Source organism: Brevibacillus panacihumi, from assembly GCF_003710985.1.
Classification (GTDB): domain Bacteria; phylum Bacillota; class Bacilli; order Brevibacillales; family Brevibacillaceae; genus Brevibacillus; species Brevibacillus panacihumi.
Genome location: NZ_RHHT01000010.1, coordinates 18,275 through 34,903 on the forward strand (window position 1 = coordinate 18,275; position 16,629 = coordinate 34,903).

The 16,629-nt window shown below is 51.2% G+C and carries 17 protein-coding genes; 16 read left to right on the forward strand and 1 reads right to left on the reverse strand.

Translation table 11 applies throughout. From position 1 onward, the window contains the following. Positions 1 to 24 precede the first annotated feature (24 nt). The 10 genes from EDM58_RS06375 (at position 25) to spoVG (ending at position 7,565) form a co-directional block, all read left to right on the forward strand. Entirely contained in the window at positions 25 to 795 is a 771-nt protein-coding gene (locus tag EDM58_RS06375) for a TatD family hydrolase (protein WP_122912601.1), read from the forward strand. 388 nt (positions 796 to 1,183) lie between these two features. Then, positions 1,184 to 2,284, forward strand: a complete 1,101-nt coding sequence (locus tag EDM58_RS06380) for a resuscitation-promoting factor (RefSeq protein WP_122912602.1) — start codon at positions 1,184 to 1,186, stop codon at positions 2,282 to 2,284. Between the two features lie 197 nt (positions 2,285 to 2,481). Beyond that, the gene (gene rnmV, locus EDM58_RS06385; RefSeq protein ID WP_023558916.1) at positions 2,482 to 3,036 is read left to right on the forward strand and encodes a ribonuclease M5; all 555 of its coding nucleotides are present in this window, start codon (positions 2,482 to 2,484) and stop codon (positions 3,034 to 3,036) included. Further along, entirely contained in the window at positions 3,033 to 3,929 is an 897-nt protein-coding gene (gene rsmA / locus EDM58_RS06390) for a 16S rRNA (adenine(1518)-N(6)/adenine(1519)-N(6))-dimethyltransferase RsmA (protein ID WP_122912603.1), read from the forward strand. The genes rnmV and rsmA overlap by 4 nt, the downstream gene beginning before the upstream one ends. A 212-nt stretch (positions 3,930 to 4,141) precedes the next feature. Beyond that, entirely contained in the window at positions 4,142 to 4,414 is a 273-nt protein-coding gene (veg, locus tag EDM58_RS06395; RefSeq protein WP_023558914.1) for a biofilm formation stimulator Veg, read from the forward strand. Positions 4,415 to 4,488: 74 nt separating this feature from the next. Continuing rightward, on the forward strand, positions 4,489 to 4,680 hold the full coding sequence (locus EDM58_RS06400) for a small, acid-soluble spore protein, alpha/beta type (protein ID WP_023558913.1): 192 nt from the start codon (positions 4,489 to 4,491) through the stop codon (positions 4,678 to 4,680). A 241-nt stretch (positions 4,681 to 4,921) separates the two neighbouring features. Next, positions 4,922 to 5,800 (forward strand): 4-(cytidine 5'-diphospho)-2-C-methyl-D-erythritol kinase, encoded by an 879-nt coding sequence (ispE, locus tag EDM58_RS06405; RefSeq protein ID WP_023558912.1) that lies wholly within the window; start codon positions 4,922 to 4,924, stop codon positions 5,798 to 5,800. A gap of 55 nt (positions 5,801 to 5,855) precedes the next feature. After that, complete coding sequence (purR, locus tag EDM58_RS06410; protein WP_023558911.1) at positions 5,856 to 6,704, forward strand: pur operon repressor; 849 nt, start codon at positions 5,856 to 5,858, stop codon at positions 6,702 to 6,704. A 3-nt stretch (positions 6,705 to 6,707) separates the two neighbouring features. Continuing rightward, positions 6,708 to 7,094, forward strand: coding sequence for a RidA family protein (locus tag EDM58_RS06415; protein ID WP_122912604.1), 387 nt, complete (start codon positions 6,708 to 6,710; stop codon positions 7,092 to 7,094). A gap of 183 nt (positions 7,095 to 7,277) precedes the next feature. Continuing rightward, a complete protein-coding gene (gene spoVG / locus EDM58_RS06420) occupies positions 7,278 to 7,565 on the forward strand; it encodes a septation regulator SpoVG (RefSeq protein ID WP_023558909.1) in 288 nt (95 codons plus the stop codon). A gap of 45 nt (positions 7,566 to 7,610) precedes the next feature. Here the strand turns inward: spoVG and EDM58_RS06425 are convergent, their stop codons facing one another. Further along, on the reverse strand, positions 7,611 to 8,624 hold the full coding sequence (locus EDM58_RS06425; protein WP_122912605.1) for a CobW family GTP-binding protein: 1,014 nt from the start codon (positions 8,622 to 8,624) through the stop codon (positions 7,611 to 7,613). Positions 8,625 to 8,818: 194 nt separating this feature from the next. On the opposite strand from EDM58_RS06425, the gene glmU reads away from it, so the two are divergent. From glmU to mfd, 6 genes are all read left to right on the forward strand, one after another. Then, positions 8,819 to 10,204, forward strand: a complete 1,386-nt coding sequence (gene glmU / locus EDM58_RS06430) for a bifunctional UDP-N-acetylglucosamine diphosphorylase/glucosamine-1-phosphate N-acetyltransferase GlmU (RefSeq protein ID WP_122912606.1) — start codon at positions 8,819 to 8,821, stop codon at positions 10,202 to 10,204. Between the two features lie 21 nt (positions 10,205 to 10,225). Next, positions 10,226 to 11,176, forward strand: a complete 951-nt coding sequence (locus EDM58_RS06435) for a ribose-phosphate diphosphokinase (protein WP_122912607.1) — start codon at positions 10,226 to 10,228, stop codon at positions 11,174 to 11,176. Positions 11,177 to 11,275: 99 nt separating this feature from the next. Next, on the forward strand, positions 11,276 to 11,896 hold the full coding sequence (locus EDM58_RS06440) for a 50S ribosomal protein L25 (RefSeq protein WP_122912608.1): 621 nt from the start codon (positions 11,276 to 11,278) through the stop codon (positions 11,894 to 11,896). 126 nt (positions 11,897 to 12,022) lie between these two features. Then, positions 12,023 to 12,589: an aminoacyl-tRNA hydrolase gene (gene pth / locus EDM58_RS06445; protein ID WP_122912609.1), complete on the forward strand. Its 567-nt coding sequence runs from the start codon at positions 12,023 to 12,025 to the stop codon at positions 12,587 to 12,589. A 71-nt stretch (positions 12,590 to 12,660) separates the two neighbouring features. Beyond that, positions 12,661 to 12,891, forward strand: a complete 231-nt coding sequence (locus tag EDM58_RS06450; protein WP_122912610.1) for an anti-sigma-F factor Fin — start codon at positions 12,661 to 12,663, stop codon at positions 12,889 to 12,891. Positions 12,892 to 13,056: 165 nt separating this feature from the next. After that, positions 13,057 to 16,605: a transcription-repair coupling factor gene (gene mfd, locus EDM58_RS06455; RefSeq protein ID WP_122912611.1), complete on the forward strand. Its 3,549-nt coding sequence runs from the start codon at positions 13,057 to 13,059 to the stop codon at positions 16,603 to 16,605. Positions 16,606 to 16,629: the final 24 nt, after the last annotated feature.

The following is a 16,629-nucleotide window of genomic DNA, read 5'->3' on the forward strand; positions in this document are numbered from 1 at the left end:
GGTCTGGAAAGGAAGGATCTTGCTTTGTTATTTGAAACACATGCGCATCTGAATGCGAAAGAATTTGACGAAGACCGGGAAGCAGTGATTGCCCGTGCCAAAGAGAACGGTGTGGATACCATTGTCAATATCGGCTTCAATGCCGAGACGATCCCGACCTGCCTCGAGCTTGCGGACAACTATGATTTTATCTACGCGGTAATCGGCTGGCATCCCCAGGACGCCAAGGACATGACCGATGAGCATCTGGAGTGGATCGAGGAGCTGAGCCGCCATCCCAAAGTCGTTGGGCTTGGAGAAATGGGTCTGGATTACCACTGGGATACGTCCCCTCGCGATGTGCAGGCAGAGGTGTTCCGCAAGCAGATCCGCCTCGCCCGCAAGCTGGATAAGCCGATTATCATTCACAATCGCGACGCTCATCAAGATGTCATCTCCATTCTCAAAGAAGAGAAGGCAAGCGAGGTAGGCGGCATCATGCACTGCTTTTCCGGAAGCTGGGAGACTGCGAAGCTCGCGTTGAATATGAATTTTTACATCTCGTTTGGCGGTCCGTTGACGTTCAAAAACGCCAAGCAGCCCAAAGAGGTGGCAGCCAAAGTACCGCTCGATCGCCTGCTGATCGAGACGGACTGCCCCTATTTGACCCCCCACCCGTTCCGCGGAAAGCGAAATGAGAGCGGCTATGTTCGCTATGTTTGCGAGGAAATGGCCAGCCTGCACGGGCTTTCCTATGAGGAGATGGCGAAGATTACTTCTGACAATGCCAGAAGGCTGTTCCGTCTCGAATCCTAAAAAAAGATTTGCGCCAAAAAAAACCGGGCAATCACGCATCAAATCGTGATTTTCCCGGTTTTTTCTATGAAAAGCGTCAAGAATTCGCCGTTCTACTCTTTTTTTGCTTGGCATACCATGTACAATGTGTCGAACGATTCAGCTTCCATCGACATAGAGACTCGACAGAAAACAGCTTCCATTCGCCAGACTGTTTTTGCTAGTCTGTTACCAGCATCGCTGCAGCCAGGAAGGGGAAATTTGACAAAGCCGAAAAAGTAACATACAATCAAAACCGACCTTCTTCAGTATCGGCCACTTCCAGAATATTAGTGCAATTACATCGACCCTTACCTGGCTAGACGGAGAAAGGCCCTCGGGCTTTTCGAGTAAAAAAGGAGTGTGGGAAATGGAATTAAGCAGGATGTGGGACAGGTATAAGAACAGGGGACTCGTCCTCTTCGGCATTCTGGCCCTTATACTCGTTCCCATGATTGGCTATTTCTCTGCCCAGGCTACCCAGCCAAAAATGGTCACTTTTACGTTAGACGGAGAGAGTCAGACGGTAGGTTCAAAAGCAGATACCGTCGAGCAATTTCTAGCCGAACGAAACATTACGGTAACGGAAAGGGATTCCCTTCAACCAACACCTAAGACAAAACTTACGAGCGGAATGAATATTACTTTAGATACAAGCTGGACGATTCCTGTCCAGGTAGACGGGCAGACAAAAATGATACAGTCACGTAGTCGCTCTGTTGCTGGTGTGTTGAAGGACGGCAACATTGCGCTAGGTGAGTTGGACCGGGTAGAACCGGCGTTGAATACCTCTCTTAGCAAAGGGTCCGCGATTCAAGTGAAGCGTGTTGCGATCGAGATGGTACAAGAGGAAGAACGCGTCACCTTTCAAGAGATCCGCAAGAATGACGCCTCCTTGACAAAGGGGAACACGAAAGTCATTCAGGATGGTCAAGAAGGTAAGGCAATTGCACACTACAAGCTGGTCATGGAAGACGGCAAAGAAGTCTCCCGTGAACTGGTGAAACGAGATGTACTTACAGTAAAAAAAGACAAGGTCGTGGCGGTCGGCACAGCAGTTCCAGAAGCTCCAAATCGTCTGGATGATGAATCGCAGCCTGCCTTGGTCGCATCAGCGGGAATGGTCTCCCGTGGTGGAAAAGCATTTCGGCCGAAGAAAGTACTGAACGGAGTTACCCTGACAGCCTATTCTCCCGCTGGGGGTGGAAAGCCTGTGAATTCGCCTGGCTATGGCCGCACGGCGACGGGTGTAATGGCAAAACCGGGTCACACCATTGCGGTCGATCCAAAGGTGATTCCTTTGGGATGGTGGGTGTATATCGACGGGGTTGGATACCGTCGAGCTGAAGACGTAGGTGGAGCCGTACGCGGCAATAAAATTGACGTGTTTGTGAACACCAATTCAGAGGCAGTCCAGTTTGGGCGCAAGCGGAACCGAACGGTCTATATCATTGGACCACATAAACCGTAAGGCAGGAGCGATCAGCTCCTGTCTTCTGTTTTTTTAGGGAAGAGATCGATCGTTTGGTGAGGAAACAAAAATCGTGGTAAGCTATTTGATAATAAGACGCAGCCAAGGGAAAAACGTTTCAGTTTTTTGGGGGTTGCGACGCCAATTTTTCAAGATAAGACATGCTGGTGATTTTGCAGGAAAGTAGGAGTAAGTCGATGAAAATCAAGGAACTCATCGTAGTGGAGGGCAGAGACGATACGGCAGCCATCAAGCGGGCTGTCAACGCCGATACGATTGAGACGGGCGGCTCAGCCATAAACGACAGGACCATTGAGAAAATCCGCCTGGCGCAAAAGAAGCGCGGCGTCATTATTTTTACAGATCCCGACTACCCGGGTGAACGCATACGCAAGATTATCAGCCGGGCTGTACCGGGATGCAAGCATGCTTTCATCACACGGGAAGACGGTACGAGAAAAGGGGATATCGGCGTGGAGAATGCCTCACCAGAGGTGATCATCAAAGCCTTGTCCGATGTACACACCGAGATGGCGGAAACGGCAGGAGAGCTTACCTCTGATGATTTGCTGGCCTGCGGACTGACTTCGGGGCCGGATTCCAAGGAGCGCCGGGTCAAGCTGGGGGAGCGGTTGGGGATTGGATACGCCAATGCCAAGCAGATGCTGCAACGGCTGAATGCCTTCCAGATCAGCCGTGAAGATTTTGAGGCAGCTATCGAAGCCATCGACAAAGAGGAGGAGCAGGGATGACGCAGACAACCGGGAAGGACATCGCGACGCCTACACGCACCAAGGAGGTCCTAGAAAAGTACGGTTTCTCCTTTAAAAAGAGCCTGGGCCAAAATTTCCTGATCGACACCAATATCCTGCACAATATTATAGAAGCAGCGGATCTGACCAAGGAGAAAGCAGCCATCGAGATTGGACCAGGGATCGGCGCATTGACGGAACAATTGGGACGAGCTGCCGGCAAAGTAATGGCGATCGAGATCGACCAGCGATTGCTGCCGATTTTGTCCGACACGCTGTCACCCTATGAAAATATTGAAGTAGTTCACGGAGACGTCCTTGATCTGGACTTGCATGCTTTGCTCGCCGAAAAGCTATCAGGCTTCGACAAGATTAGCGTGGTGGCAAATCTCCCTTATTACGTGACGACGCCCATCCTGATGAAGCTGTTGGAAGAACGCCTGCCCTTGGAAAATATCGTCGTCATGATTCAAAAGGAAGTAGCAGAGCGTATCGCAGCCAAACCGGGCTCCAAGGAATACGGTTCGCTGAGTGTAGCGGCCCAATTCTATGCCCGGACACAAGTGGCGATGATTGTTCCTGCTAGTGTGTTTATACCGAGACCAAACGTAGATTCTGCTGTCATTCGCTTACAGGTGCGAGAGAAACCGCCTGTCGAGGTGGATGATGTGGACGTGTTTTTTCGGGTGGTCAAAGGCTCGTTCGCCCTGCGCAGAAAGACGCTTTTGAACAACCTCATGAACGGTCTGTTTCCTAAAACGCAAAAAGAAGAAGTAGTACAGATGCTTACAGATATTGGGATCGAGCCGACGCGTCGAGGTGAGACGCTGAGCATGGAGGAGTTTGCCCGTCTGGCGAACGAAAGCATTCGCCGCGGTTTGATTGCGAAATAAATTGGAAAAAGCCCCTGTTTTGGACCATAAACGCCAAAATGGGGGCTTTTATGTATCTTCTGGCAGTTGTGAATACCCTAATGACAAATATCTACGTAAATAGTGAAAAAAAGGCCGTTGACAAAATCTCGGCTGGATTGCTATAATTTTTTATTTCTTTGACAAAATAAGCGTATGCTGTTATAATGGAACCAAGCGAGGTGGATGGAACAATGGCAAGAAATGCGTTGCTTGACATTAAGCGTAGTTTAGACGGACACATCGGTGAACGCATCATGCTGAAGGCAAATGGCGGCCGCCGCAAAACCGTCGAACGAAGTGGCATCCTCGAAGAAACGTACCCATCTGTGTTTGTAGTAAAGCTGGATGATGATCAGCTTTTCGAGCGGGTTTCTTACAGCTATGCCGACATCTTGACAGAAACAGTAGAGTTGACGGTGTGCCGGGATAACGAGCACATTCGCATCACATTTGTACAACAGTAGAACCCTCGGGTTCTACTGTTTTATTTTTGCTCGTAGCGTACATACTACCAGTGTCAACGAAAGGGAGGTTGGTTATGGGTCGCAGACGAGGCATCATGTCTGAAGAGTTCAAGATGGAGTTAGCCAAAGAGCTGGGATTTTACGATACGGTAAAAGCAGAAGGCTGGGGCGCCATCACGACACGCGACGCAGGTAACCTGGTGAAACGTGCGGTTCAGATTGCCGAGGAAGCATTGGCCAATAAAAACAACACATCAGCTCGTTGACAGGGCCGGGGATTCCCCGGCTTTTTCTTATGGCTGCATTCTTTTGAGGCTGCAAGTGGCAAGGAAGAGAATCCCTATGCTACAATAAGAAAACCTGTAATTCGAGGTTAGTTCAGAGGTTAGCAACCGCGTTTTTGCGGTAGTTGATTCGTGCTGTATCGTAACGCATGACAGAAGGGGTTTATACGTTGCGATATGGTCAAAAACTAGGAATCATAGAACGTAGGCAGAGGTGAACAACGTGCGTATCTCGGTCAAAGCGCCGGCCAAAATCAACTTAACACTCGACGTACTCGCCAAGCGGCCGGATGGTTATCACGAAGTGGAGATGGTGATGACCACCGTAGACTTGGCAGATCGTGTAGACTTGACTCTGCGCGAGGATGGCCTGATTACGCTGGACTGCTCTGCCAGCTTCGTACCTGATGATATTCGCAACCACGCGTACAAGGCGGCAACGCTGTTGAAAGAGCGTTACCAGGTGAGCCAAGGCGTTCATGTATATATCGACAAACAAATCCCTGTAGCAGCCGGCCTGGCAGGCGGAAGCAGCGACGCTGCCGCCACACTGCGCGGGCTGAATCAGCTCTGGGGTTTGCAGTTGACACAAGACGAGTTGGCTGAGCTGGGAGCGCAGATTGGTTCTGATGTCCCTTTTTGCATCTATGGCGGCACAGCGCTGGCCACAGGGCGGGGAGAAAAGATCGAGCATCTCGGGGCCCCAGCGGCCTGCTGGGTGATTCTCGCAAAGCCACCTGTAGGAGTCTCTACAGCCGATGTATACGGTCAGCTGCGAGCCGCTGAGATTGAAACGCATCCTCCGACTGGGCAGATGCTGCGAGCCATCTCGGAGCAGAACTTTTCGCTGATGTGCAAGTCTCTTGGAAATGTGCTCGAAACGGTAACGCTGGACATGCAGCCGCAGGTACGGCAGATCAAGGATTTGATGATTGCCTCCGGGGCTGATGGCGTGCTGATGTCGGGAAGCGGCCCTACTGTGTTTGCGCTTGTACAAAAGGAGGCGAAGGTGCATCGGATCTACAATGCTCTTCGCGGATTTGTGAAGGATGTATTCGTCGTCCGAATGTTAGGGACACAAGATGGGGAAATGCTTGCATGAACACGTATATAAATGATACATTAGCACCATAATATTCGGTTTTGGAGGAAGAGCCATGAAGAAGTTGCGTAGAAGTGCACGTCTGGTGGATATGACGCAGCACTTGCTTGCCCATCCTCATACGCTGATTCCGCTCACTCTTTTTGCCGAACAGTACGGTGCGGCGAAATCATCCATCAGCGAAGACCTGTCGATCATCAAGGAAGCGTTTGAAGTCCAGGGTGTTGGCTTGTTGAAGACGGTGGCGGGAGCGGCTGGCGGAGTGAAGTACATTCCTCAGATGAAGACGGAGGAAGCGCTTCACTTCATGCGCGTATTGATCGATCAATTGGCCAATCCGGAGCGTCTATTGCCGGGCGGCTATCTGTACATGTCCGATATTCTCGGAAATCCTTCTACGATGGCGCAGATCGGCAAGCTGTTTGCGACTGCGTATGCAGACAAAAACGTGGATGTCGTGATGACCGTCGAGACCAAGGGCATCCCGCTCGCTTATGCGACAGCGACATACCTCAACGTGCCAGTCGTCATCGTACGGCGAGACAACAAAGTGACAGAAGGCTCTGTGGTCAGCATCAACTACGTTTCCGGTTCGAGCAAACGCATCCAGACGATGTCGCTGGCTCGGCGCGGACTGGCTGAACAGTCGCGTGTCCTGATTGTGGACGACTTCATGAAAGCCGGCGGTACGCTGCGCGGAATGATCGATTTGCTGCAGGAATTTCGGGCGACCGTAGTTGGCTGCGGGGTATTGGTGGAGACGACCGCAGATGTTTCGGAGCGTCTGGTGGACGACTACGTCTCGCTTGCCAAGCTGCAGGATGTGGATGTGAAGGGCAAACAGATCGAGATCGAGTTGGGCAGTTTTTTTGATAGGGAACCTACTACAGAAGGGAGTTTTTGATTCATGGCAATCTCTTTTTTATCGACGGATAAAGCGCCTTCAGCAATTGGCCCGTACAGCCAGGCTGCACAGGTAGGTCCATTCCTGTATGCTTCCGGACAAATTCCTCTGCGTGCAGACGGAACGCTGGTAGAAGGAGACATCACAGCCCAGACGGAACAGGTTCTTGCCAACATCAAGGCGGTACTGGCTGAGGCTGGTGGCAGCTTGAACAACATCGTAAAGACGACGGTGTTCATCAAGGACATGAACGATTTTGCCCCAATGAACGAAATCTACGGCAAGCATTTTGGCGACCACAAGCCAGCTCGTTCTACTGTAGAAGTAGCGCGCCTGCCGCGTGATGTAAAGGTAGAAATCGAATTTGTCGCCTATCTGGCGGAGAAATAGGTCGAAAAGATCATAAAAACGGCCCGATGCGCCATGTGCATTGGGCTGTTTTATTGCAAAGATTTGCAGACCTGCCTATTATTATATATTTTTTTGAAAAATTTAAATAAAGTTAGCAGGAATATTTACCCAAAGGGTGGAAATACTCCTAAACGTTTTTTATAGATAAAGGGAGTGAACTCGATGGAAGTTACAGACGTTAGACTTCGCCGCGTGAATACGGATGGTAGGATGAAAGCGATTGCGTCCATTACAATTGACCATGAATTTGTGGTTCATGATATCCGTGTCATCGATGGTAACAATGGCATGTTCGTGGCGATGCCAAGCAAGCGTACACCTGATGGTGAATTCCGCGATATTGCCCATCCCATTTCGTCGACCACACGCGAAAAGATTCAAGCTGCTGTACTGAATGAATACGATCGCGTTGGACAAGAAGAAGAGAGCACAATCGAAGCTGGTGCGTAAGAGAACAAACAAGCACCCTGTCACTAGGCAGGGTGCTTCACTGTCTTATCCGGCATAACACTTCTCCAGATCGCGGATGATTTTTTCCTGATCCATGCCTTCTCCGATAAAGACGGCTACCATCTTGGGCCCGAAGTTTTCAAAAGGGAACATCAGCACCTGGTTGTCCGTATGCTGAAACGAGATCAGTTCCTCTTTGCCGTGGAAAAGGACATAGCCTTTTGCCCGATATACGTTTTTCGGAAGATCGTAGAGAAAATCCTCGAATTTTTCGCCGTCTACTTTCCCTGTGAAGTGATAGGCGAAGGTTTCAATACTGTTGTATAGGGAGGGAGAGCTGGTTTTCAGTCCGAGCGATTGCTTGATCTTGTCCATCGGAGAGAGGCGCCCTATGCTTTTTTGGACGGCAATGGTCGGTGTCTGCTCTTCCCGGCTTGGCGCAGAGATTCGTTTGACGGAAAAGATGACTTCGAGATCGACTTCGCTTCGTATCGTTTCTAGCAACGGAGCCTGGGAATTCAACTCCCGAAGTTTGTCCTTCACCTTCACGAGGATATTGGGTGCAGTCAAATCTGTCTTGTTCACCAGCAAAAGGTCGGCATACCGAACCTGATTGCGAATGGTCTTGACCAGAGAGGCAGTCGATTGAAAACGAGAGTTCAGGTCCAAAAAGCGGGAGGCATCCACTACACTGACGATCCCTTTTAATTGAATCCTTTCGTACAGCTCTGGATGGGTCAGACCGTCGACGACATCGATCGGGTCAGCGACACCGGTTGTTTCTATGAGAATTTTATCTGGTTGAAAGGAGCTGAGGATTTCCTTCAAGCCTTCTGTGAGTTCGCCGCGGATGGAGCAGCAGATGCAGCCATCGAGCATTTTTTTCACAGGAAAGCCGAAGCCTTGGAGCTGTTCTCCGTCTATATCTTCCTCTCCCATTTCGTTCATCAGAATGACGACCTCGCCATCCTTCTCGCGCAAAGAGCCCAGCATGTTTTGCAGGAGTGTTGTTTTTCCACTGCCTAAAAAGCCAGTCAGCAAGTAAATCTGCGTACTCATTTCTTGCCTCCTTTTAGCGAAAACAAATTCTCTTCTCAATATATCACAGTTTTTCCAGAAGATTAAATCTTGTCGGTTGTATGTCAATCCCAAAGGTATATTCAGACAATCGGGGATATCCTGCATCGAGTGTCTTGAAATCCACATATGATTAAGATATAGTCATTGTGGAACTTCTACGATGGAGGGTTGACATGTCTAAGATACATGCCGTGGTCCTGGCTGCCGGTCAGGGGACGCGGATGAAATCGAAACTGCACAAGGTATTGCATCCGGTATGCGGCAAGCCGATGGTTCAGCATGTCGTGGATACGCTGGTTGCCATGCAGGTCGAGGATATCGTAGTCGTCGTAGGCCATGGTGCTGATGCTGTCCGCGCCGAACTGGGCGACGGGATTACGTATGCACTGCAGGAGAAGCAGTTGGGAACGGCGCATGCCGTCCAACAGGCAGAGCCGTTTTTACTAGATAAAGAAGGCACCACCTTTCTCTTATACGGGGACGTTCCGCTCTTGTCGGCACAGACGCTGACAGCGTTGCGTGCCTATCACGAGGAACAGCAGGCGGCAGCGACTGTGCTCACAGCCGTTCTGAATGATCCGACGGGATACGGAAGAATTGTGCGCGATTCGGCAGGTGAAGTATTGCGAATTGTGGAACACAAGGACGCGAGCCTGCAGGAACGGGCGATCACGGAGATTAATACAGGCATATACTGTTTTGACAACCGCAAATTATGGAACGCCTTGAAAGAAGTGAAAAACGAGAACGCTCAAGGTGAATACTATCTAACAGATTGTGTCAGTATTTTGCGGAATCAGCATGAAAAAGTAGTTGGGTTTGCAGCTGAAGATCCGGATGAAACAATGGGGATCAATGACCGCGTACAATTGGCGGATGCGGAAGCCTATCTTCGCCGCCGAATTGCGCTGGGGCATATGCGCAACGGCGTAACCATCATCGATCCTGCCTCTACCTATATTGAGGCGGATGTCACGATTGGTGCAGATACCATTATCCAACCGGGCTCCTTTCTGCGCGGACGGACAACCATCGGATCGGATTGTGTCATTGGACCTCAAGCTGATTTGACGGATGTCCAGGTGGCCGACCAGGTGAGCATTTCGTATGCCGTTATGGCAGAGGCAAGTGTGGCAGTGAACAGCACAGTAGGGCCGTTCGCCTATGTGCGTCCAGGCTCAGAGATTGGTCCTGGCGTGAAGATCGGTGATTTCGTGGAACTGAAAAATGCGAAAATCGGGGAAGGCAGCAAAATTCCCCACCTCAGCTATGTCGGAGACGCCGAGATCGGAAAAGGCGTCAACATCGGCTGTGGGACGATTACGGTCAATTATGACGGCGCTGTCAAACACAAGACGGTGGTGCAGGATAACGCGTTCATTGGGTGCAATTCCAATCTGGTCGCGCCTGTCACGGTGGGACAAAACGCCTATGTGGCAGCAGGTTCTACCATCAACCAGGATGTGCCGGACAATGCTTTGGCTATCGCCCGGGAAAGACAAGTCAACAAATTGGATTATGCCAACAGAATGCCTCGCAAGGGCAAAAAGCAATCATAACGGGAGGTTCTTGAGAAGATCATGGCTAACTACCGCGACCCAAAACTGAAGGTATTTACGTGCAACGCAAACCCGAAACTGGCAAAGGAAATTGCTGAACACATCGGTGTGCCGCTTGGAAATGCGCAAGCTGTTCAATTTAGTGATGGAGAGTGCCAAATTAAATTGAATGAAAGTGTTCGCGGTTGTGACGTATTTGTCATTCAGCCGACATCTGCTCCCGTTAACGAGCATTTGATGGAGCTTTTGGTCATGGTGGATGCATTGAAACGCGCTTCCGCCAAAAGCATCAACGTCGTCATTCCGTACTACGGCTATGCCCGTCAAGATCGCAAAGCCCGCGCACGCGATCCGATCACGGCGAAATTGGTTGCCAATCTGATTGAGACAGCAGGAGCGCAACGCGTGATCACAATGGACCTGCATGCGACCCAAATTCAGGGCTTCTTCGACATCCCGGTTGATCATCTGTTGGGAGTGCCGATTTTGGCGAAGCACTTTGCCGAAAAGGGTCTCAAGGATATCGTCGTGGTATCTCCGGATCACGGCGGTGTTACCCGTGCACGTAAACTGGCAGAACGTCTGGAAGCGCCAATTGCCATTATCGACAAGCGCCGTCCGGAACCAAACGTGGCAGAAGTCATGAATATCGTAGGGAACATCGAAGGCAAAACGGCTATCATCATTGATGATATTATTGATACAGCTGGTACGATTACACTGGCTGCCAATGCGCTGGTGGAAGCAGGAGCTCGTGATGTATACGCATGCTGTACGCATCCTGTACTCTCAGGACCTGCAATCGAGCGCATTACCAACTCCAAGATCAAAGAACTGATCGTGACCAACTCGATTCCGCTCAGTGACGATAAGCTGACAGATAAAATTACGGTTCTGTCCGTAGCTCCAATCATTGGGGAAGCGATTATTCGCGTCCACGAAGAGCTTTCGGTCAGCAAGCTGTTCGACTAAAATCGCCAAAACCTCCTCCTGGGCAGAGGGGAATGAAATAACCTCCGATGGACAAGCTAGGAAAGGAAACTTTACCTAGCAGCCAGAGGAGGTTTTTTTGTGGAAGCGATAAAGGCTCAGGTACGTGAACGGGAGTCGGGCAACTACGTCAGGGAGCTGCGACGCAAGGGCTGGGTGCCTGCTGTTGTGTACGGCACGAATGTCAGCAATCTGGCCATCCAGATCGAAGGAAGGGCGCTGGATGCTGCCCTGCGCACTCAAGCAACCAACAAGCCTTTTCGGTTGGTGGTAGACGGTCAGGAGCACGATGTGATGGTGTACGAATTGCAGCGTCATCCCTTGGCCGGGAATATCTTGCATGCTGACTTCAAAGCAATCAATATGAATGAAAAAATCCACACGACGGTTCCTGTTCTGATGACAGGTGATCCTGAGCTTGGTGTAGCGACGCTGGTTCGCCACAGTGTAGAGATCAGTTGTCTGCCGGGAAATATCCCCGAATCGTTCACGGTAAATGTAGATGGGCTGAATATTGGTGATGTAGTGCTGGTTCAGGATCTGCAAATTCCGGCAGGTGTAGATGTGGGTCTGGACTCGATGGAAGTGCTGATCAGCATTCTGCCAGTCAAAGCAGCTTCGGAGGAATCCCTGGAAGCCGAGCAGGAAGCGGCCGAGACAGCCGAAGCTGCAGGTTCGACGGAGGAATCGAAAAAAGTGTAGCAGGCAGGCCCCGGTGTTGCTGTCACCGGGGCCTTTTTGTGCTCCTCCCCCCGGATGAGCAAGGCTCAAGGCTTGCGAATCAAACGGTTTCAGGTACAATGGGAAAAGAAAAGGGAGGGAATCGGCGTGAAAGTAGTGATCGGCCTCGGGAACCCCGGGAAAAAATATGAGGATACAAGACATAATGCCGGTTTTATGGCCATAGATAAAATTAGCGAGAACTGGGGGATTCCCGTCTCTTCCCATAAGTTTCGGGCCCTCATCGGGGAGGGACGCGCGCAGGGAGAGAAGGTTCTCTTGGTCAAGCCCCAGACCTATATGAACTTGTCCGGCGAATCGGTTGCCGAGATCCTGCGCTTCTACAAATTGACCCCGGATGATCTGGTTGTCATTTTTGACGATCTCGATCTGCCTACGGGACAGCTTCGTTTGCGGGAAAAAGGAAGCGCCGGCGGACACAATGGCATAAAATCAATGATTCAGCATCTGGGAACACAAGAATTTAAGCGGATCAAAGTAGGCATCGGCAGACCCGAACCAGGCCGAAGCGTCAGCGATTACGTGCTGCAGGCATTCCCATCGGGAGAACGCAAGGAAATAGACGAAGCGGTAAGCCGTGCGGCTGATGCGGCCAACATGTGGGTCCGGGAGCCTTTTCTCAAAGTGATGAACCACTTCAATGCATTGAAGTAGCCGACGGTCCTAGTATGATTTTCCACTCTCACGACCATACTATCGATAAATGGTGTGGGGGTGGCATATACATGAGCATACGCTACACATGTCGCTGTTGCGGTATGAAGATTGCTGAATTTGCTGAATCGCAGGTGACGGAAGCGCAGCTCGGGTTTGATTCCTTGACCGATGAAGACCGGGCTCTTATAATATCGAGAGAAGAAAGTGGCGATACGATTGTCCGCATCACGTGCGATTTTTGCCGTGAAGCCTTGAATTGGAACCCGGAGCTTTCACTGGTCGGAAATCCGCTTCAATAATTGTGGGACAACGTTGGGATTACGTATAAGGCTTGTATTGACAAGGCCTTAGCTTGGGGAGCTAAGGCTTCTTTTCGCATGGTTGATCCAGATCCCCATCTCTTGTGATGATTAGGGAGATTGAAATATGCTTTACGACAGAAGAACTAGAGAGGGGATTAGTGAATGCAAGTCATCATTAACCCGATAAAACAGGACGTCAATGTCGGGACGATTGTGGCTGGATTGGAACAAGGCTTGAGCGAGCAGTTGGTTTCCGGTTTGGCTGGCTCAGCTAGACAGGCCTTTATGGTCGCTCTAAAGCAAATGAGCGATCGACCAGTTTGCGTCGTCACGCACAATATGTATCAGGCGCAAAAAGTATATGAAGATTTGATCGAGCTAGTCCCTGCTGATCAAGTGCTGCTGTATCCCGGCAATGAGCTGATCGGTTCTGAATTGGCGATCGCCAGCCCCGAGATGCTTGCGCAGCGCATTCACGTATTCAACCGTTTGGCCCAAGGCTTTACGGGTTTTTTGGTTGCGCCTTTTGCCGGTTTGCGCCGCCTGGTAGTGCCGCCGCATGTATGGAAACAAGCTCAGATCGAGCTGAAAGTGGGCGAGGAACTGGACATCGAATCGTTCCTGCTGCGCTGTATTGAGCTTGGCTATGAGCGGGTGGACATGGTGGAGCGCAAAGGGGAAATGAGCGTTCGCGGGGGGATTATTGACCTGTACCCGATCGACTCCGAGTGGCCGGTGCGGATCGAATTGTTCGATGTCGAGATCGATTCCATCCGCATGTTTGACATGGCGACACAACGATCGTTGACCTCTGTGCAAAGCTATCTGCTGGGGCCTGCAAAAGAAATGATCGTGTCGACGCCTCTTTTGCAGGAATCAGCCGTCCGATTGGAGCAAAAGCTGGGTGAGACGGTCGCCAAGCTCAAGGATGGCGCTGCCAAGGAAAAGGTCGTCGAACGAATCGGTTCGGATGTCGAACGGATGGCTCAGGGACAGCGTTTTCCCCACCTGTTCGCGTACATCTCCGTCATCTACCCAACGGAGGACACACTGCTTTCGTACATGCCAGCCAATACCTTGCTGATCATGGACGAACCTACCCGCGTAATCGATACGGCGGCACAGCTGCAAAAGGAAGAAGGGGAATGGCTGACAGGGCGAATCATGCAAGGTGATTACATGGCCAACCTGACGCTGTCCCGTTCGTATGATGAATTGCTCTCATCCAAAAAGCGCCAGATGATCCACCTGTCCCTCTTCTTGAGACAATCGCCGAAAACACAGCCGCAAAATATCGTGAATTTGACCTGCCGCAGCATGCAAAATTTCCATGGTCAAATGAACGTGCTGAAAACAGAGCTGGCCCGTTGGAAGAAGTCGCAGGATCAGATTATCTTCGTTGCGGCTGATGCAGAGCGGGCGAAGCGGCTGGAACGCGTTTTGCACGATTATGAGATGGAAGCCGATCTGCTGCTTGATTCCGTGGAAACGGTTCCACCCGGCCGCCCGACCATTATTTTGGGCAACCTGCAATCCGGTTTTGAGCTGCCGCTAAACAAGCTGGTCGTCATTACAGAGGGCGAGGTCTTTACGGCAAAACAGCGCAAGGCCCGCAAAGTCCAGCAGACGATGAGCAATGCCGAGCGCATCAAAAATTACCTGGAGCTGAAGCCCGGCGATTACGTCGTCCACGTGAATCACGGGATCGGGAAGTATCTCGGGATCGAAACCAAGGAAATACTCGGAATTCATAAAGATTACCTGCATATTCAATACGCGGCAGGAGACAGCCTTTTCGTGCCGATCGACCAGATCGACCACGTGCAGAAATACGTGGCGAGCGAAGAAGCTCAGCCGAAAATTTACAGTCTGGGCGGAAATGACTGGAAGCGCGTCAAAAATAAGGTCCAATCCTCTGTCAAGGACATTGCGGAAGATCTGATCAAGCTGTACGCTTCCCGGGAAGCGGCAGTGGGCCATGCCTTTTCTCCAGATACGCTGGAGCAGCGCGAGTTCGAAGCGATGTTTCCGTATCAAGAGACGCCGGACCAGCTGCGCGCGATCAGCGAGGTCAAGGCCGACATGGAACGCAGGCGGCCGATGGATCGTCTTGTATGTGGGGACGTTGGCTACGGAAAGACAGAGGTCGCGATTCGCGCGGCTTTCAAATCTGTCATGGACGGCAAGCAGGTCGCTGTGTTGGTGCCGACGACCATTCTGGCCCAGCAGCATTATGAAACCTTCCGTGAGCGTTTTGCCGACTACCCGATTCGCGTCGAGGTGCTGAGCCGCTTCCGCTCGCGCAAGGAACAAAACGCAACACTGAAGGGGCTGAAGGAAGGCACCGTAGATGTCGTCATCGGGACACATCGGCTTCTGTCCAAAGACCTGACGTTCCGCGATCTGGGTCTGTTGATTGTGGATGAAGAGCAGCGCTTTGGCGTCAGCCACAAGGAAAAGCTGAAGCAGATGAAAACCAATGTAGACGTCATCACCTTGACGGCTACCCCTATTCCTCGGACCTTGCATATGTCCATGCTGGGCGTGCGGGATCTGTCAGTCATCGAGACGCCGCCGGAAAACCGTTTTCCGGTGCAAACCTACGTCATGGACTACAGCCCGGCCCTCGTGCGCGAGGCGATCGAACGGGAATTAGCACGCGACGGACAGGTGTTCTTTCTCTACAACCAGGTGCAGGGCATCGAGCAGATGGCCGAGCAGATCTCGATGCTTGTCCCTGATGCGCGAATTGCCGTCGCGCACGGCCAGATGAACGAGAGTGAGCTGGAGGCAGTCATCCTCGATTTTCTCGAAGGAAATTACGATGTGCTGGTGAGTACGACCATCATCGAGACCGGCGTGGACATCCCCAACGTCAATACGCTGATCATCTACAATGCTGACAAAATGGGCTTGTCCCAGCTGTATCAGCTGCGTGGACGGGTTGGCCGTTCCAACCGGATCGCTTATGCGTATTTCACCTATCAGCGTGACAAGGTCCTGACGGAGGTAGCAGAGAAGCGCCTGCAAGCCATCAAAGAGTTTACCGAGCTGGGCTCGGGCTTCAAGATCGCCATGCGCGACTTGTCCATCCGTGGAGCTGGTAACTTGCTCGGGGCGGAGCAGCACGGCTTTATCAACTCCGTCGGTTTTGACCTGTACAGCCAGATGCTGAAGGAAGCCATTGATGAGCTGAAAGGCGAAGCCAAACAAGAAATCGTTACGCCAGTCGAGATCAATCTGCAGCTGGATGCGTATCTTCCTTCGCTGTATATCACGGACAGCCGCCAAAAAATCGAGATGTACAAAAAATTCGTCGCTGTATCTTCTCTGGAAGATGTGGAGGATCTTTCCGAAGAGCTGCTGGATCGATTTGGCACCATACCGAAGCCAGTGGAGAATCTGTTGACGATATCCCGATTGCGCGTCTATGCCTTGCAGCATCACATCACAGAGATCAGTCAAAAAAATCCGGATGAGATCAAATTGTATCTGCATCCAAGCCAAAATGAGAACATCGACGGCGGAGCTTTGTTCGCGATGACCAGCGGTTGGGGCAGACGGGTAGGTCTGTTCGGTGGACAACAGATTGTGATTACTGTTAAAGTAAAAGGGTTGCAAGAGGATGAGGGCGTTCAGTTGGTTGAAAAACTGCTGCGGCAATTTCACCAGGTGCGCAAAGACACTGGTAAGGAAAGCCCAGTCTCCTAAGACTGCGAGCTTGCCGGAAAAGGA

Coding starts and splice junctions, on each gene's coding strand:
- EDM58_RS06380 (WP_122912602.1), top strand. CDS start 1,184: ATGGAATTAAGCAGGATGTGGGACAGGTATAAGAACAGGGGACTCGTC.
- rnmV (WP_023558916.1), top strand. CDS start 2,482: ATGAAAATCAAGGAACTCATCGTAGTGGAGGGCAGAGACGATACGGCA.
- rsmA (WP_122912603.1), top strand. CDS start 3,033: ATGACGCAGACAACCGGGAAGGACATCGCGACGCCTACACGCACCAAG.
- veg (WP_023558914.1), top strand. CDS start 4,142: ATGGCAAGAAATGCGTTGCTTGACATTAAGCGTAGTTTAGACGGACAC.
- EDM58_RS06400 (WP_023558913.1), top strand. CDS start 4,489: ATGGGTCGCAGACGAGGCATCATGTCTGAAGAGTTCAAGATGGAGTTA.
- purR (WP_023558911.1), top strand. CDS start 5,856: ATGAAGAAGTTGCGTAGAAGTGCACGTCTGGTGGATATGACGCAGCAC.
- EDM58_RS06415 (WP_122912604.1), top strand. CDS start 6,708: ATGGCAATCTCTTTTTTATCGACGGATAAAGCGCCTTCAGCAATTGGC.
- spoVG (WP_023558909.1), top strand. CDS start 7,278: ATGGAAGTTACAGACGTTAGACTTCGCCGCGTGAATACGGATGGTAGG.
- EDM58_RS06425 (WP_122912605.1), bottom strand. CDS start 8,624: ATGAGTACGCAGATTTACTTGCTGACTGGCTTTTTAGGCAGTGGAAAA.
- glmU (WP_122912606.1), top strand. CDS start 8,819: ATGTCTAAGATACATGCCGTGGTCCTGGCTGCCGGTCAGGGGACGCGG.
- EDM58_RS06435 (WP_122912607.1), top strand. CDS start 10,226: ATGGCTAACTACCGCGACCCAAAACTGAAGGTATTTACGTGCAACGCA.
- EDM58_RS06450 (WP_122912610.1), top strand. CDS start 12,661: ATGAGCATACGCTACACATGTCGCTGTTGCGGTATGAAGATTGCTGAA.
- mfd (WP_122912611.1), top strand. CDS start 13,057: ATGCAAGTCATCATTAACCCGATAAAACAGGACGTCAATGTCGGGACG.